Origin of the sequence: Pleomorphovibrio marinus, from assembly GCF_003347495.1 — a bacterium.
GTDB classification, from domain to species: Bacteria; Bacteroidota; Bacteroidia; order Cytophagales; family Cyclobacteriaceae; genus Pleomorphovibrio; species Pleomorphovibrio marinus.
Genome location: NZ_QCXY01000004.1, coordinates 175,014 through 190,486 on the forward strand (window position 1 = coordinate 175,014; position 15,473 = coordinate 190,486).

The 15,473-nt window shown below is 42.0% G+C and carries 14 protein-coding genes; 5 read left to right on the top strand and 9 right to left on the bottom strand.

Annotated elements, in window-relative coordinates:
- Nucleotides 1–59: 59 nt before the first annotated feature.
- From DB520_RS12235 to DB520_RS12245, 3 genes are all read left to right on the top strand, one after another.
- Nucleotides 60–1,403, top strand: coding sequence for a DUF1552 domain-containing protein (locus DB520_RS12235; protein WP_232834948.1), 1,344 nt, complete (start codon nucleotides 60–62; stop codon nucleotides 1,401–1,403).
- Between the two features lie 67 nt (nucleotides 1,404–1,470).
- Nucleotides 1,471–2,991: a c-type cytochrome domain-containing protein gene (locus tag DB520_RS12240; RefSeq protein ID WP_232834949.1), complete on the top strand. Its 1,521-nt coding sequence runs from the start codon at nucleotides 1,471–1,473 to the stop codon at nucleotides 2,989–2,991.
- A 113-nt stretch (nucleotides 2,992–3,104) separates the two neighbouring features.
- Nucleotides 3,105–4,301: a DUF6807 domain-containing protein gene (locus DB520_RS12245; RefSeq protein ID WP_114750013.1), complete on the top strand. Its 1,197-nt coding sequence runs from the start codon at nucleotides 3,105–3,107 to the stop codon at nucleotides 4,299–4,301.
- Between the two features lie 65 nt (nucleotides 4,302–4,366).
- Here the strand turns inward: DB520_RS12245 and moeB are convergent, their stop codons facing one another.
- The 7 genes from moeB to DB520_RS12285 form a co-directional block, all read right to left on the bottom strand.
- Complete coding sequence (gene moeB / locus DB520_RS12250; protein ID WP_114750014.1) at nucleotides 4,367–5,776, bottom strand: molybdopterin-synthase adenylyltransferase MoeB; 1,410 nt, start codon at nucleotides 5,774–5,776, stop codon at nucleotides 4,367–4,369.
- A gap of 4 nt (nucleotides 5,777–5,780) precedes the next feature.
- Nucleotides 5,781–6,161, bottom strand: coding sequence for a Mov34/MPN/PAD-1 family protein (locus tag DB520_RS12255; RefSeq protein ID WP_198675317.1), 381 nt, complete (start codon nucleotides 6,159–6,161; stop codon nucleotides 5,781–5,783).
- Nucleotides 6,162–6,201: 40 nt separating this feature from the next.
- Complete coding sequence (locus tag DB520_RS12260; RefSeq protein ID WP_114750016.1) at nucleotides 6,202–7,614, bottom strand: polysaccharide biosynthesis protein; 1,413 nt, start codon at nucleotides 7,612–7,614, stop codon at nucleotides 6,202–6,204.
- Nucleotides 7,615–8,189: 575 nt separating this feature from the next.
- Entirely contained in the window at nucleotides 8,190–9,230 is a 1,041-nt protein-coding gene (locus DB520_RS12265; protein WP_114750017.1) for a sensor histidine kinase, read from the bottom strand.
- A 527-nt stretch (nucleotides 9,231–9,757) separates the two neighbouring features.
- Entirely contained in the window at nucleotides 9,758–11,119 is a 1,362-nt protein-coding gene (locus DB520_RS12275) for an amidohydrolase family protein (protein WP_114750019.1), read from the bottom strand.
- Nucleotides 11,120–11,290: 171 nt separating this feature from the next.
- Nucleotides 11,291–11,725 (bottom strand): hypothetical protein, encoded by a 435-nt coding sequence (locus DB520_RS12280; RefSeq protein ID WP_114750020.1) that lies wholly within the window; start codon nucleotides 11,723–11,725, stop codon nucleotides 11,291–11,293.
- Nucleotides 11,726–11,835: 110 nt separating this feature from the next.
- A complete protein-coding gene (locus tag DB520_RS12285; protein ID WP_114750021.1) occupies nucleotides 11,836–12,399 on the bottom strand; it encodes a Crp/Fnr family transcriptional regulator in 564 nt (187 codons plus the stop codon).
- Between the two features lie 152 nt (nucleotides 12,400–12,551).
- Here DB520_RS12285 and DB520_RS12290 point away from each other — a divergent pair, with 152 nt between their 5' ends.
- Complete coding sequence (locus DB520_RS12290) at nucleotides 12,552–13,628, top strand: WD40/YVTN/BNR-like repeat-containing protein (protein ID WP_114750022.1); 1,077 nt, start codon at nucleotides 12,552–12,554, stop codon at nucleotides 13,626–13,628.
- A gap of 160 nt (nucleotides 13,629–13,788) precedes the next feature.
- Here the strand turns inward: DB520_RS12290 and DB520_RS12295 are convergent, their stop codons facing one another.
- Nucleotides 13,789–14,016: a DUF433 domain-containing protein gene (locus DB520_RS12295; RefSeq protein WP_114750023.1), complete on the bottom strand. Its 228-nt coding sequence runs from the start codon at nucleotides 14,014–14,016 to the stop codon at nucleotides 13,789–13,791.
- Nucleotides 14,017–14,222: 206 nt separating this feature from the next.
- Nucleotides 14,223–14,576: a winged helix-turn-helix transcriptional regulator gene (locus tag DB520_RS12300; protein ID WP_114750024.1), complete on the bottom strand. Its 354-nt coding sequence runs from the start codon at nucleotides 14,574–14,576 to the stop codon at nucleotides 14,223–14,225.
- Nucleotides 14,577–14,691: 115 nt separating this feature from the next.
- Here DB520_RS12300 and DB520_RS12305 point away from each other — a divergent pair, with 115 nt between their 5' ends.
- On the top strand, nucleotides 14,692–15,438 hold the full coding sequence (locus DB520_RS12305) for an NADPH-dependent F420 reductase (protein ID WP_114750025.1): 747 nt from the start codon (nucleotides 14,692–14,694) through the stop codon (nucleotides 15,436–15,438).
- The last annotated feature ends 35 nt before the right edge of the window (nucleotides 15,439–15,473 follow it).

A 15,473-nucleotide genomic window follows, 5' to 3' on the forward strand; every position in this document is an offset into this window, starting at 1 on the left:
CAAAGAGTAAACCTGAAAAGAAAGTGATGCATAGAAAATGGCAAATATCTCGAAGAAAAATGTTAAAAGGTGTTGGGGCTGCTATTGCCTTGCCTTTTCTAGAGGCCATGGTACCTTCTTCCTTTGCGGCGCCTAGCCGGGCTAATTTCCCGGTTCGTTCGGCGTTTATGTTTATGCCAAACGGTGTTCACCCGGACAGATGGACCCCTTCCGGATTGGGAACCCACTTCGAAATATCCCCTACCTTACAACCCCTAAAGCACCTGAAAGACGAAATATTGGTACTTGGTCAGCTTATGAACAAGCACAGTATATTTCAGGGAGCGGATGGCCACTATGCTAAAACTGCAAACCTGCTTACCTGCATGCCTATTGCCAAAACGGCAGGGGACAACATCAACAGCGGTGGGGTATCTGTGGATCAAATTATTGCCAATCATTACAAAGAGGAAACCTTATTCCCCTCATTGGAATATGGGTTGGACAAAATTGCTACGGGGGTAGATATCAATGTAGGCTTTACGAGGCTATACGCCTCCAGTATTTCATGGAAAAACGCCACTACCCCGCTTTCCAAGGAGATAGACCCTAGGTTGGCCTTTGACAGGTTATTCAAGCCTTTTGTAAGCAATAAGCCAGACAACCCTCACAAAAACAGTATCCTAGATGCGGTGATGGATGATGCAAAATCCCTAAAAAACAATTTAGGGAGGTCTGATCAGGATAAATTGGAGGAGTATTTGGAATCCATAAGATCCATAGAGAAAAGAATCACCAATCAGGATAGCCTCAAGGATTTTGAGAGTAAAATAACCCCTGACATCAAAAAAGAACTGAAGCGGGTCAACCAAAATATCGACGAATATGTCGAGGTGTATGCTGGAGTGGATGTCACTGAAAAGACCCGGCTTATGTTTGACATTATGGCACTTGCATTATGGAGTGACGCCTCCAGGGTGACCACTTTCATGTTTGGTAATTCAGTGAGCAACAGGAATTTTTCTTTTCTGGACGGGGTTTCAGGGGCGCACCATTCCCTGTCCCATCACATGAATCACGAAGCAAAACTGGAGCAATACGATAAAATTACAAAATGGCATGTGGAGCAATATGCTTATTTCTTGGATAAGTTAAAGTCCATTAAAGAGGGTGACGGAACCCTATTGGATAACAGCATGGTGATGTTTGCTTCAGGCTTGAGAGACGGTAACAGGCATTCTCCAAGGGACCTGCCTATCATCATAGGAGGAAGAGGGGGAGGAAAGATTAAGTCTGGACAGAACCTTATTTTTGAGGAAAACACCCCACTTTCAAACCTCTACACCTCTTGGCTACAAACCGTTGGCGTGGAAACTGAAAAATTTGCCGATAGTACCCGTCCACTTTCCGAGATTATGGTGTAATAATGCCCTTCGCTTTTCGTAACATTTTATCCATAGCACCTTTACACTTAAGGTGATTGTAAAAAGCATGACCATTTATAAATCTGTTCCTCCTGTAAATAAGTCCGATACAGGTGATTTATTGAGAAAAGCAGGGCTTGTAATTCCCCTCATATTGGGAATGTTTTGTTTGATCGTTCCTTTTCTCCCTACTGAGCATAGTGGTAACCTACCCTTATTTTCTCTATTGGGCAGGTTTCATCCCCTCATTTTGCATTTTCCCATAGTGCTCATCCTACTTTTGGCTCTGTCCGTTTTTGCCGGAAGGTTTCATGCTTCTTTAAAACACCCCGTTCTTACCAAAGCCCTTTTGCTTCTAGCCTGCATCAGTAGTTTTGTGGCTGTCTTGGCAGGGTATTTATTGTACCTAACCGAAGACTATGCCGGGCAGTTGATAAACAACCACCTAATAGGTGGGGTCTTGACGGGGTTTTTTATAAGTCTTGCCACCTTCGTTTATTTTTTTAATGAAAAAGGGGTTCTTGCCTTTGGTATTTGGATATATCACGGGTTTTTGATGGCAAGTACCGTAAGCTTGGGTTATACCAGCCATATAGGTGGTTCCCTTACGCATGGTGCGGATTTTTTAACTGAACCTTTGGAATTGTTGTTCCCTCCCTCCTCTTCCCTACCCGATAAGCCGATGGAAGAAATGCTGATTTATGGGGATGTGGTAGCCACACTTTTAGATGCTAAGTGTGTAAACTGTCACAATGAAAACAAAACCAAAGGAGGGCTATTGATGAACTCCCACGATGCTCTCCTCAAATCTGGGGACGGTGGCAAGCCCGCAGTTGTGGAAGGAAAGCCAGAGGAAAGCGAAATGGTAGTGAGAATGCTCCTTCCCCCAGACCATGAAGACCGGATGCCACCAGAAGGCAAACCGGGTTTGAGTGAAAATGAAATAGCTCTTGTCAAATTCTGGATTGAAAAGGGGGCCCCAGAAGACATGACAGTAGGGGATCTTGATGAAGACAGCGATATTAACCGCTCTCTAGCAGCAATGTTGCCGCAAATCAACCGAACCAGGCATAAAATCGCCTTGGAAAACGAGGCTTTTGAAGAAGTCAGAAAAGAACTGGAACAGTTGGCAGAAAAGATCAACGTTCGCATAAGTTTGGACGAAAAGGCTGAGGGCAAATCGTTTGATTTAAAAATGAAATTTCCACCAAGGCCATTTTCCAATGAGGAACTTTTGGCACTGGCTCCATATGCAAGTTATTTTTCCAGCATCAGCTTGGCTTCGGCAGACATAGGGGATGACGAGCTTTTTTTTATTGGCAAAATGGAAAACCTGGAAAGGCTGTATATCCCCAAAACATCCGTAGATGGTAGTGGCCTGCCCTATTTGGTACACCTTGAAAAACTAAAAGAAATAAACCTCTCTTTTACTTCACTCAAGGGAGGGAATGCCCTTCATCTGCTGGAATTTCCTAACCTAAATAAAGTTTACATCTACGGTACTTCTGTGGGGAAAGATGTCATCCAGGCCCTTCAGGAGCGCAAAAAAAGCACTGAATTTATTTTAGAAGAGGGTCCAAATTACTAACCCAAAAAGGGAGTATTGCTATTATAATTTAGTAACAACTTAAGGGATTCTCCCTAAATTTGCTTATTCCCTATCAATTTGTTTGATTCACGTTTAAACAGGCTACCGTAAAAATGAAAAACACCATCCCCTTCATCCTAATCCTTCTCGTTGGCTTGAGTTGTTCCTCCAAACCAATAGCTACTATTGCCCTCACTGTAATAGAGGATAATAGGAAGTTTTCTCTTGTCACCCTAAAAGAAGATTTAGGGTTACAAAAGGAACAAAATTACCATTTAGTAGATATCTCTTCAGGGAAAATGATTCCCCTAGAAGTAAGGGATAATATGGAATTGATCTTTTTGGTTAGGGATTTGGAAAAAGGCACACATTATTTTGAAGTGAGGGAAGGAAAATACCAGTCCAGTGCCAAGGCCAAAATTGAAAAGCAAGATGAGGGTTACCAATTTTATGTGAATGATAAGCCGGTACTTTTTTACCAGGAAAAAACCACTTTGCCCCAAGATGTCAGTGAGGAATACTATCAAAGGAGTGGTTTTATCCATCCCCTTTATAGCCCCAGTGGACAGGTTTTAACAGACGACTTCCCAGAAGGGCATACCCATCAACACGCCATCTTCAACGCCTGGGTAAATACTCGGTTTAAGGGGGAAAAAGTGGATTTCTGGAACCAACACCAAGAAACAGGAACTGTGGCTCATGTGGATATCTTAGGAGTACATGAGGGCGATGCCAGTGCCACCCTATCCACATTGCTAAGCCAAATCAGTCTGGAGCACGGTGAGGTGCTATCGGAAAACTGGGAAATAACCCTTTACCCCTTTGAAGAGTTTTTTTTGTTCGACCTATTCTTTGAGCAAGAAAACACAAGTGAAGATACCCTTTACATCCTGGATTATCATTATGGTGGAATGGCATTCAGGGGTAGCAAAGAATGGAATGACGCCGATACGGAACATTTCTCCAATACATGGAGTATCAATACCAGTGAAGGACACGACAATGAATCCGCCAATCACACTCCTGCAAAATGGGTTACGGCCTATGGAAATATTGATGGAGAAGAAGCAGGGCTCACTGTTTTCAGTTTCCCAGACAATTTTAGGCACCCCCAGAAGATCCGGGTTCATCCTACCATGCCCTACTGGGTATATGCCCCTATGGTAGATGGGGAGTTTGTGATTGCCCCGGGGGAGAAATATAGAGGCAGGTACAGATACTACGTGCATCAGGGAGCAGGAAACGAGGAGGTTATCCAGAGCATACTGGATGATTTGGAAAAGCCTTTGGAGGTAAGTGTGCAGCACTAAGGCAATATAAAACTACAATGCCAGGCCATTATCCATCCATGGGATAAGGAATTGGTTAGCTTTAGTTAGGCATTTTCCAGCTTACATGCCATAACTGCCTCAATTCCCCCTTTAAGGTTATAAAGGTTCTCATAGCCTTTTTCCTCCTCAAGGGAACGAATGGCTCTGGCACTTCTACCCCCAGCTTTACAATGGATGATTACTTTGACATCCCTCCTTATCTGATGGCTGCAGTTTAAGATCTTTCCCATAGGAATTAAAATTCCTGACAAGTTATTGGCATAATATTCATGGGCTTCCCTGACATCGACTAATTGATAGTCCTCCCCTGACCCCATAAGACACCGAAATTCCTCAGCTGTTATCTCTTTTATTTCATGGTTATGGAAGCCACAGAAATGCTCATAATCAAACAGGCTCGGCTCTATGGAAGTTTTTCCAGTAAGTGGATTTGAGGGATTCTTTTTCAACATAAAGGTTCGGGAACTAAAGGAAAGGGCATCAAAAGTAAACAGTTTTCCACTTAAAGGTTGTCCCACACCTGTGATTACTTTTATAACCTCCAAAGCCTGCATGCTCCCAATAATTCCCGGTAAAACACCAAGCACACCACCTTCCGCACAACTGGGCACTAACCCCAATGGAGGCGGACTCTCATAAAGATCTCTATAGTTAGGCCCAATATTGCCATCCCTATCCTTAAAGTTAAAAACTGAAACTTGTCCCTCAAACTGAAAAATAGAGGCATATATGTTGGTTTTACCTTTTAGCACACATACATCATTGACTAAATACCGAGTAGGGAAATTATCTGTTCCATCTGCAACTACATCGTATTCTTCCACTAAACTCAAGGCATTTTTGAAGCTAAACCTCTCCTTGTAAACCTTTATAGTTATATAGGGATTCAAGGATTCCAGCTTTTTTTTGGCGGCATCCACCTTAGGCATTCCGACTTCCTCCTCCCCAAAAAGCACCTGCCTATGAAGATTACTGTCCTGGACGCTATCAAAATCCACGATCCCAATGTGGCCTACCCCAGCCGCTGCCAGATATAGCAAAAGTGGGCTTCCCAAACCACCTGACCCTATGACTAAAACCTTAGACGATTTTAACTTTATTTGTCCCTCTAACCCAAACTCAGGAATAGTGATGTGGCGGTCATAGCGCGCTAATTCTTTCTTGGAAAGAATTACCCCCTCACTTCCCCCAGCTATAGCAGGTATGATACTCACTAGCGTATCCGAAGAAACCTCTGTTTCCATCCTCTGTAAATTCCTGATATCCTCCTCCCCTACAAATACATTGATAAAAGGGGGTAATTGGCCATCAGAAGTAATCAGGTATTGTTTTAAGCTTGGAAATCTTTCCACCAATTGCTCTAGTATTTCAGAAACTGTTGCTCCAGCAATAGCAATATCGGATTGCTGGTCGGTAAACTTTCTCAAAGGGGTTGGTATAAATACTTTTGCCATCGGATTAATAGATTAAGGTGTATAGTAATTTAATTTCTGGATTAAGCTCCCAGGTTTTAAATTGGCTTTGGTTTTTTTTGTAGACCGAATAAATCAAATAATAAAAACCTGGAAATGCATTTTGCACGTCAAGGAGTGAAGGAATGGGCAATTGATCAATATGGGTATGAAAAATACCCAACAATTCTTTTTGGTCTTCCGTAGCTTTCTTCTCAGCCAACATGTATTCTTCCTTTGAAATCAAAAATCGAGAACTTCTGCATTGTGGCGCCCTATTTTTTACTATTAAACATTCTTTTATAATAAGCATGCCCTCTTTAGCTTCACCAACCAAAAACCCGCAAATTTCCTCATCAGCCTCTTTTCCCCATTTTTCTAACCTCAAAATTTGGGAATAAGGCAAACAAACCTGGTTAGAAAAAGTCTCATTGGATAACATTTGCATTCCATTTAAGCCCATTATGAAATTCCCATTTGTTTTTTAGCGATTGCAAAAATATAGGGATCATTCTATCGAAATCGGCAAGCACTAAACCGTCGTGTTTCATCCAAACTTCATCTGTCCCCCATTTGAGTATGTCGCGAATAGCTGTCTCTTCTTCCCTATTAAGGGTATCTGTAAGGAAATTACACATTGACTGCACCAACAGGGAGCTATATCCCTCAGCATCCTGCCTGTGTTTTCGAAATTCAGCTAAGGTATTCAATACCAAATTTGAATCTGCGGCTATAATGCTTGAACAAACAATATCACCTGCCAGGTTAATTTTCTTTCTCCGGTTCTCAAAAACATTGATGAGAAGATTCAGCTCATACGGATTATTCCAGTCTAATTGCCCCCTGAAAAACTTTTCACTGTATCCTTTGGGGTTACCGGTAAAAATGATGGGTTTTCCCGGACCATATTTTCTTATATAATACAAAGCAACCTCCAGACTTTCTACCGGCCACTCCAAATCCCTGACAAGTAAAAAATCACATTCCCTACCCTCGCTCTGGATAAGGGCGTTCAAAAGTAGGTAAGAAGCCTCCCTGACATTTTGTGCCGATACAAATTTGGAATGACTATGTACACTCACCCATGCCTCTTCCAGGGCCCTGCGACGAAGTAGCTGATCCATCAGGCTGTTTTCCAATATATGTGTGAACCTTGCCATTACATATTTCACCCTTCCAAGCTTATGAAATGTGCTAAACAAGTGCTCACACACCTTTTTGGTACCAGCATAAATCTCTTCCGTATAGTACCTGCTGGCCTTGCCCGTTGAGGAAAAAACACAGTTTTTTACCGAACTGGTGGATTCGCAGGCCATTATGACATTATAACTCCCTAGAATATTTGTACTTACTGTTAATGTAACTTCCCTCTCAGCTAGTCCAGGATTTCTTTGGGCAGCAGTATGAAAAACATAATCTGGCCGGTGCCTTTTAAATAAGAATTCCACCTCTTTTAAATTCCTTATATCAGCTTTTTCATATACTAGCTGAAAACCGACTGAACCTGTAGGGGGGCTTTGAGGGAGACTATTATCCAATATGACCACTTTGGCAGGTCTAAATTTGTGCAGATCCCGAATCAATTGGGAACCTACACATCCGCATCCTCCGGTAATAAGTACCGTAGAACCATTAATTCTTGCGGCAAGGTCATTTTCTTGAAGACTAAGTTCTCTGAGTTTGGTAGAGGCAAATGGATACTCCAGTGACCTTCCTTGGGATTGATAAGCATTGGATAGTTGCTCGGTTAATCCGATAAGTTTTAGCCTTGCCTTTTTTTCATTAAACCTGGCTTCTTTAGAGGCATGCCATATTTGATCAAATAATTCTTTGATTTCCATACAAACTATTTTGAAAAAGATACGAGGTCAGTTCGTTTTTGGATCTTCCAAAAGCATTTTTTTTCCTATTTATGCGTTTACATCCTTTTCGGAAGCGTGTTCGAAAAATCTTCAGGTAAGATTATTCCCATAGGTTGTTTAAAAAATGGATTTAATAGGGGAGTAATAATAGCCGACAGTAATTAATTTGTCACATAAAAAGTTTTGGCTCTAGATATTGCAAAGCAGATTCCTGCCCTCTTTTAATTTAGTAAACTATAGTATGAAATCTAGACTGACTTGGAAAAGGAACAATTACAATTAACTGTTGAATCCATGAATCTAGCATTTCTGGATTCCGATGTCGAGAAGCCTTCAGCAAAATGGTTAAAAGATTAAAGAAACTCCCGCCGGATTTCAAAGGAAGGAAGCCATTCGTTATCCACCATTTTTCCGAAATCGGGAAAAATCATCAGATTTATGGCATCGAAAGTGCCAAGGCTCCAATCGGTAGAAATCGCTCACACTTCGTGATGTTAAGCTCAAATCATTAGATGGGGAGACCATCAAGGTTGTAAAAACCTGGATAGTCTCAATCATAGAGGTTGGTTATTGAAAGATACGAAAAAGGTACTGCCGGCATGGAGAACACTCTCAGCCCAAATGCTGCCATTCATGGACTCGATCTGACATTTTGTGATATACAGGCCAAATCCCTTTGCGTCAGGATGAGTATGAAATACCTTTCTGATTTTGAACAGGTCCTTTCCGTGTTTGGTTAAATCCATGCCCAATCCATTATCTGCAACAGAAAGCACAATATTATTTCCTTCTCTTTTGCTTTGAACTCTTATATTGGGTCTTCGTAAGGGTGATTGATATTTCAAGGAATTGCTGATCAAGTTATGCATGATGCTCCGGACATATTTTGGAGGGAAAAAGAGAACAGGAGATGCTACAAAATCGCCTTCAATCAGCGCTTTGGAACGATTTAATTGCCCTCGTAAAGCAGCACATGTCTTCATAAAGTATTCCTTCAGGTCTATGGGTTTTGAGCTTATCTCCAAATCGTATTTCACTTGAAGTGATTCCATCAATTCATCCAATATCTCATTAAGGATTGCGGTGGATACTTTCAGGAGTTCCTTCAGAGTGGCCATTTCTGATTTCTCCTCGGTCTCTGAAATTTCATCCACCAACATGAATATATTATTGAGAGGGCCCCTTAGGTTATGTGAAACGATTTTGAAAAAATCTTCCAGTTGAACTTTCTGAACCGTAAGCTTTTTGTTTAATTGAATAAGTTCTGCTGTACTTTTTTCCTTTTCTTCATTTCGAAAAGTAAGCTCCATATGTGCAATGGCCAATTCATCAGCCCTTTTTTCCTTCTCTTCGTTTTGAAATTCCAATTCCAGGTTGGCAATAAGTAATTCATCTGCCCTATTTTTCTTCTCTTTTTTTTGAAAGGCCAGTTCCAAGTTGGCTATGATCAATTCATCTGCCCTTTTTTCTTTTTCTTTACTTTGATAGTCCAATTCGAGGTTGGCTATAACCAGTTCGTCTGCCCGCTTTTCCTTTTCTTGGCAAAGGAATTCGATTTTTTTATTCGCCGCTGCCAATTCATTTATATAATCCATCTCTTTTTCACTTTGATTTGTATTTTAGCAATACAGTATAAAAATCGTAAATTGTCCGGCAAAAGAGCTACAACTCCTTTAAAATATTAACTTATTTTTTAGTAGAATAATTATTTAAATTTACACATATTTTAATACAAAAATCTGTTTTTTCAATTTTTTATAAAATATTCATTGATGCTTTAGTTTTTTATTTATCAAGGTGCCCCCAGGGCCAACTCTTCCAAATCCAAATTTTACAACAAACTCATATTTTACAATTGATATATCATTTGAAATTTTGCTTACCGAATATTATTAATAAGCAAATTACCTTGCTTTTTCTCCATTTTGGCTTTAGCACTAGACTATTTGTTTTTACTGGTGGAATGGGCCAAAGCCACATTCCTATTGCCGGCACTTGGGGAAAAAAAGATGCTCCAGGTTTCAAAAACCCGGAGCGTCTAAAACCTGAATTGACTTTTCTGGTGATTCTTCAACTTTACATTTAAAAAATAAGAAATGTCCTCACAAGAGCAAGCCCCCAACTAGACCAACACTTTTTCCGCTATCGCTGCTTTTTCCATCAAGTACTCGGCAGAGGCTATTGCCTTTTGTTGTAGCGCATGTACATCGGCATGTAGCAGGCGGCCTTCACGCTTCACTGCTTTTCCTGCTACAAACACCGCATCCACATTGGCTGGGTTTGCCAGCAGTACCACAGCGGCAACCGGGTCGAGAACGGGTGCCATGTTTATCGCTGTGCAGTCTATCATAATAACATCGGCCTGTTTTCCCGGACTCAGAGAGCCTGTGACATGTTCCAGCCCTAAAGCGGTAGCGCCATCAACAGTAGCAAATTGTAATACATCCTTTGCTTTTAATTGCACCTGTGGCATCTCGGACTGTTTGAGCATTTGCTCATTTTGTAAGGCTCTTTCTGTTTGCAGCGCTATTTTCATTTGGGAGAACAAATCGCCTGCGGTCCCTGTCACAATGTCGACTCCTAGGCTGGGCCTGATGCCATTTTTCAAGGCACGCCCGGTTGCAGGCATCCCCAACCCCATTTGCATCTCCACCTCAGGCGTGATTGAAAGTGAACAGCCATGAGCTGCCAGCAATTGAAAGTCTTCATCCGTAAGGGTGTTGCCATGGGCGACATTTATGTCTGGACCCAGCAGCCCTTTTTTATGGAGCTCCGCAACAGCATTATACTTGGGGCCAAACCCGCCACAACCGGCATGCATAGAAATGCGGATCCCTAACTCCCGTGCAAGCTGAATGTCATGCTCACTTACTGCCAAACTTGAATATTCAGGCCCTCGAATGGCCAAGGCCATACTCAGCAACTGCCCCTCTGCAGAAAAGTATTCTTCCCTGACCCTGTGTGCGTCCTGGGGATGTGTAAGCTTGCTTTCATAAAACCATTCCCAAACAGAAGTTCCCGGAGTGCCATAGCCAAACACAGCACGCATGTTAGATGCCTGAAGTGCCATAATGGCCTGATCGGTGTGGGCTGCCGAGTTTTGAATATGCGACCAGTCAAACAGGGTAGTGATACCTGCATTGAGGGCCTCTAAGGAGCCCAATAAGGTGCCCACATACACATCTTCCGGCCTGTAGCTGGCAGCAAGAGGGCCGAGAATTTGCTGCAGGTACTGCATCAGTGACCAGTCGGCGGCGGTAGCACGTAACGCCGTTTCCCACAAGTGACGGTGTGTGTCAATCAATCCAGGCATCACAATTTTACCTTTGGCATCAATTACCTCGCAGTCACCCACCTCAAGTTTGGGAGCTACGGCTGCAATTTGGTTTCCTTCCAGCAAAACATCTCCTTGCTGTAAAGTACCGATGGAAGCATCCATGCTAAGCACGCAGCCTCCTTTTAATAAAATCTTGTCTTTTGTCATGGTTTTTGTAGATTTTTTATTCCACAAAGAAAGCGGTGTTCTTCTTTATCCTACTTGATCCAAATCAAAAAGGAACCACGCTGTAGAAAGACAACTAAATGGGTACAAAAAAATAAAGCACAGGTAGTTTTCCCCGTGCTTAGTAAACGATCAATTGGCTTAAACAGTGGACTAAAACTCCGCGTACTTTTCCGCTATCCATCGCTCTGCCTGAGATCTGGTTTCGCATAAAATGGTTGGCACTTTAAGGTTATGTTTCTGAGAAAGCGCCAAGGAAGACATTTTAGAAAACAGGTCCGGAGAAAGAATACTGATATTGTAACGCAATCCAAACTGATGGTTCATTGGAAGAAAATCATTGTTTATCCAGTCTACCAGACCAGCCCACGCGCTTTCCAGTTCTTTGGTATCATGCACGTGAAATTTACAACCTTTACGTTTTCCTTCCTGCTGCTGCCAAGCAAGCATCTTAAGAGAAGCAAATTTCACTTCTTCTTCAGTAATATAGCCAATCCATTTCATCAGGAGGTAGTTCTTGTTTGGCTCATAACTGATGATGGCATAAATCTGATGATCAGCATTCTTTATTTTATCTATGATTATCAAGGGAATGATGGTTTGATAGCAACTGAATAAAAATAAGCATTCTTTGATTCACTTGAATCAACCAACAGCTAAAGATTTATAGAGACTATTCACAACCATTAAACAGTTGATTACTTAAATTTTTTGCGGTAGCGGCTTAAGGTCTCAGGGGTAATACGTAAGTAGCTGGCTATGTGCTGCAAAGGTACCCGCTTAAATACCTTGGGATGTTCCTCTATTAGGTTCAGATAGCGCACCGTTGCAGGATCTTTCAGCAAGGAGGCTTCCCTACGTTCGATACGGATAAACTGGTCCTGTGCAATAATACGTCCCAGTTTCTGCCAGGCAGGATAGTGTTCGTAGAGGAAGATGACGTCCTGATAGCCCATTTCTAAAATATGCGTTTCTTCCAAGGTAGCTACATTAAGCGCAGAAGGAAGTTGTGTGAAAAAACTTCCAAAGGAACCAATAACGGAGTTTTCGAATAAAAAATCCTTTGAGACCTCCTTGCCATCAATGGTATAGTAAAGCCTGGCGCTTCCCTTTTCTATCAAGCCAATGGAAGTACAGACAGCCCCCTCTCTTAAAAACAGCTCATTTTTTGCCAATATCCGAGGTTTCAAGATGTTCTCCAGCGCTGCCTTCTCCTCTGGCGTAGGACGTATCAGGTTTTCTATATTATCCAGTACCCTCATTTTGTTTCGTTTTAATGCTTTAGTGAAAATAGCCTAATAGGAAAAAAGTTAGCTAAATGACAAAAGATATAGATTTTTTTATTTTGTGTCACATTTTACCCCATTCTTTCGTCTCAGGTCTGTAATCCTAATTTCAAAAAAAGATAAAAATCATGAAATACCATAAAATTTCCTCCGCCTATAGATTAATCGGCGCATGTCTGTTCGGTATTACACTACTTTCCTGCGAATCGGATGATCAAGTTCCCGAACTTAATAATTTTGAAATAAAGTCCTTGGGTCTGTCGGGTGTCCGGGTAAATGAATTGAGGTTAATGGGAAATGACCTCTACGCCATCACTCAAGACGGTATCTACAAATCGAATATCACATCATCAGGAACCATGGAATTAGTGGGGCTTAAGGGTAAAAATATCCTTACCGCAGCTTTACTGTCAGACACCGAATTTCTGGCCTCATTCAGGGACATAAACGATATGGACATAGCACCCCTACTCTACCACAGCACCGACGGAGGCGCAACTTGGAAGGAGCTGGAAAACGATTTTGGCGGGGAGGTTGAAGAACCCCTATTCCACTTTGAATGGAACCCCTCACAGCCAAGCGTGTTGTACGGCACCGGTTATCAGGTGATTGCCAAATCCACCGACAAAGGGGTTAGCTGGGAACCTATTTGGGGGGATTTCGACATGTTTGCCAACCGGATGAAGGTCTTTGTTAATCCAGCCCAACCAACTGATATCTGGGCCGGGGGACAGGGAGGCATGGAAAACGGTTACCTTATCCACCTCAGTGATGAAGAGGAAATCAACTATTGGAACGACTTGGTGCCCAACCCCACAACTGTTAAAAAAGTAGCCTTTGACACCCAAACGCCACAGGGTATTTATGTGGGCTGGGAAGGGGAACTTGCCCGAACCACCGATGATGGTCAAACATGGGAAACGCTAATTGACCGTCACGAGGAAGCCCATTTCTTCTTCGGTGTTGGGTTTAGTTCTACGAATCCCAACTTGGTCTTTGCGGGAAAGTGGGAGAAAACAGATGGGCCACAGCCGCTAGAGCTTTTTTATTCGCTTGATAAGGGTGATACCTGGGAGGTGAAAAGTTTTCCGGGCGTCACCTATGGAGGCATTCATGATCTGATCGTAAAGACCGAATCCGGCAAGGAAAGGGTCTTTGTGGGGTTGGACAAAGGTGGGGTATATGAGATCGTGATGAACCGGTAAGGTCACAACGCCAGGCAGGCCTTCAAGAGAAGGACACCAGATAAGTATCCATTTAAAGTAATACCTTCCAGGTTTTTTATTTTCCTAATCCTTATCTTATCCTTAGTAATTGTGATAAAAAAATGTCCCCGATTACGATAGTAGGATTCCAGGGTTTTGATCATGTGGTTTCAAGCGATTCCTCATTGGCAATTAAATCGGCTGCATATTCGAGTGCAGCCAGAACCTGCTCTTTGTTCAAATTGGGATAGCTCTTTAAAAGATCTGTTAGTGTAAAACCACCTGCCAGCTTTCTCATCAACAGTTCTACTGTAATACGGGTCCCTTTGATCACCGGCTTACCTAACATAATCTCTGGGTTCCTTTCTATATGTTGCTTATAATCCATCTTTCTTTTACTTAGATACGCTTATGAATTCGTACAATAATGGTATTTTTTTTGAAACAAACGGGTATACCCGTATTCTTCCATGGTGGAATAACTATTGGCCAAATCATATAATTAAAAATACGAAAGCCATTGAACATTACCAAAGTGTAATAAGCCGATTTTTATAATTGAAAAAATAAATCATTGAGTTGACACTTGTATTCCTAATCCTTTCCGAAAAATACCTTCTCCCGATGTTTCAGCCCCCAATCCTTTAAGGCATCAATTATAGGAATCAACGTGTTAGCATGGATATCCGGTAGGTATAAAATTTTTACCGGGAAGTCATCGATTACCTTACGCTTTATCAGTTGGTGTTCCTCTAAATCCTTTAACTCTTTTGCCAATACTTTGGGGGTGATGCCTGGGATACTGTTTTGAATATCCGTAAAGCGCTTGTTACCCACCATTACCGAAATAATGATCGGTAATTTCCACTTTCCATTGATTACATCTAAGGCGTCCCGAACGGGTTTTAGCGTATCCAAACAGGATAAATAAGTTTGTTTTTTTGCCATACAACGTTTTCCATAATTTGCTTTCCTTTAGGAAAGTACTATACAAAGGAAAGTATTTTTTTGATAACTTTGCATATGACATTTAAAGAAACCGTACATCTCAAATAGATAGAAAATGAAAATAGGAATTTTAGGGGTAGGGCATATTGGTAAAACATTGGCCTTGGCATTAGCAAAAGCAGGTCATGAAGTAAGTGTCGCAAATTCCAGAGGACCGGAAACCATTGACACCGAGGTGCTCGCTACGGGAGCTGATGCAGTAACTGCAGCACAGGCAATAAGGGACAAGGATGTTGTTATTTTATCCATTCCCTTGCACCGTATCCCTGAGACTGCGCCACTTTTTGCTGGTGTACCGGTAGAGACCATTGTGATAGATACATCCAATTATTATCCGCAAAGAGATAATAAGATTGAAAGGATAGAAGCCGGACAGGTAGAAAGTTTATGGGTAGAGGAACAATTAGGTCGACCAATAGTCAAGGCGTGGAATGCTATTGGTTCGGCTTCCTTTGCGGAAAAAGGGAAACCGGCAGGAAGTCCAGACCGTATTGCGATTCCCATATCGGCCAACCGGGAATCCGACCGGGAGGTGACCATGAAATTAGTCAACGACACCGGGTTTGATGCATTCTATACTGGTTCGTTAAGTGATTCCTGGAGACAGCAGCCAGGAGCACCCATTTATTGTACAGACCTCACGTTGAAAGAAATAGAAGATGTTATTGACACCACTGAAAGAGAGCGTTTGCCCAAACGGAGGGATATAGCAGTGGCAGCAATTACAGAGCGTGTTGAGGATGGTAAGACCAATCCGGGTGCGGTTTATGGGGTTCGTTTAAGTCGCATCTTATATATGTAAAAAAGTAGTTTTTATCTTTCAAAAGCGTGGACTTT

Bases quoted from the DNA above. Each gene is read 5' to 3' on its own strand.
- DB520_RS12235 (WP_232834948.1), top strand. From the start codon at position 60: ATGTTAAAAGGTGTTGGGGCTGCTATTGCCTTGCCTTTTCTAGAGGCC.
- DB520_RS12240 (WP_232834949.1), top strand. From the start codon at position 1,471: ATGACCATTTATAAATCTGTTCCTCCTGTAAATAAGTCCGATACAGGT.
- DB520_RS12245 (WP_114750013.1), top strand. From the start codon at position 3,105: ATGAAAAACACCATCCCCTTCATCCTAATCCTTCTCGTTGGCTTGAGT.
- moeB (WP_114750014.1), bottom strand. From the start codon at position 5,776: ATGGCAAAAGTATTTATACCAACCCCTTTGAGAAAGTTTACCGACCAG.
- DB520_RS12260 (WP_114750016.1), bottom strand. From the start codon at position 7,614: ATGGAAATCAAAGAATTATTTGATCAAATATGGCATGCCTCTAAAGAA.
- DB520_RS12265 (WP_114750017.1), bottom strand. From the start codon at position 9,230: ATGGATTATATAAATGAATTGGCAGCGGCGAATAAAAAAATCGAATTC.
- DB520_RS12275 (WP_114750019.1), bottom strand. From the start codon at position 11,119: ATGACAAAAGACAAGATTTTATTAAAAGGAGGCTGCGTGCTTAGCATG.
- DB520_RS12285 (WP_114750021.1), bottom strand. From the start codon at position 12,399: ATGAGGGTACTGGATAATATAGAAAACCTGATACGTCCTACGCCAGAG.
- DB520_RS12290 (WP_114750022.1), top strand. From the start codon at position 12,552: ATGAAATACCATAAAATTTCCTCCGCCTATAGATTAATCGGCGCATGT.
- DB520_RS12295 (WP_114750023.1), bottom strand. From the start codon at position 14,016: ATGGATTATAAGCAACATATAGAAAGGAACCCAGAGATTATGTTAGGT.
- DB520_RS12300 (WP_114750024.1), bottom strand. From the start codon at position 14,576: ATGGCAAAAAAACAAACTTATTTATCCTGTTTGGATACGCTAAAACCC.
- DB520_RS12305 (WP_114750025.1), top strand. From the start codon at position 14,692: ATGAAAATAGGAATTTTAGGGGTAGGGCATATTGGTAAAACATTGGCC.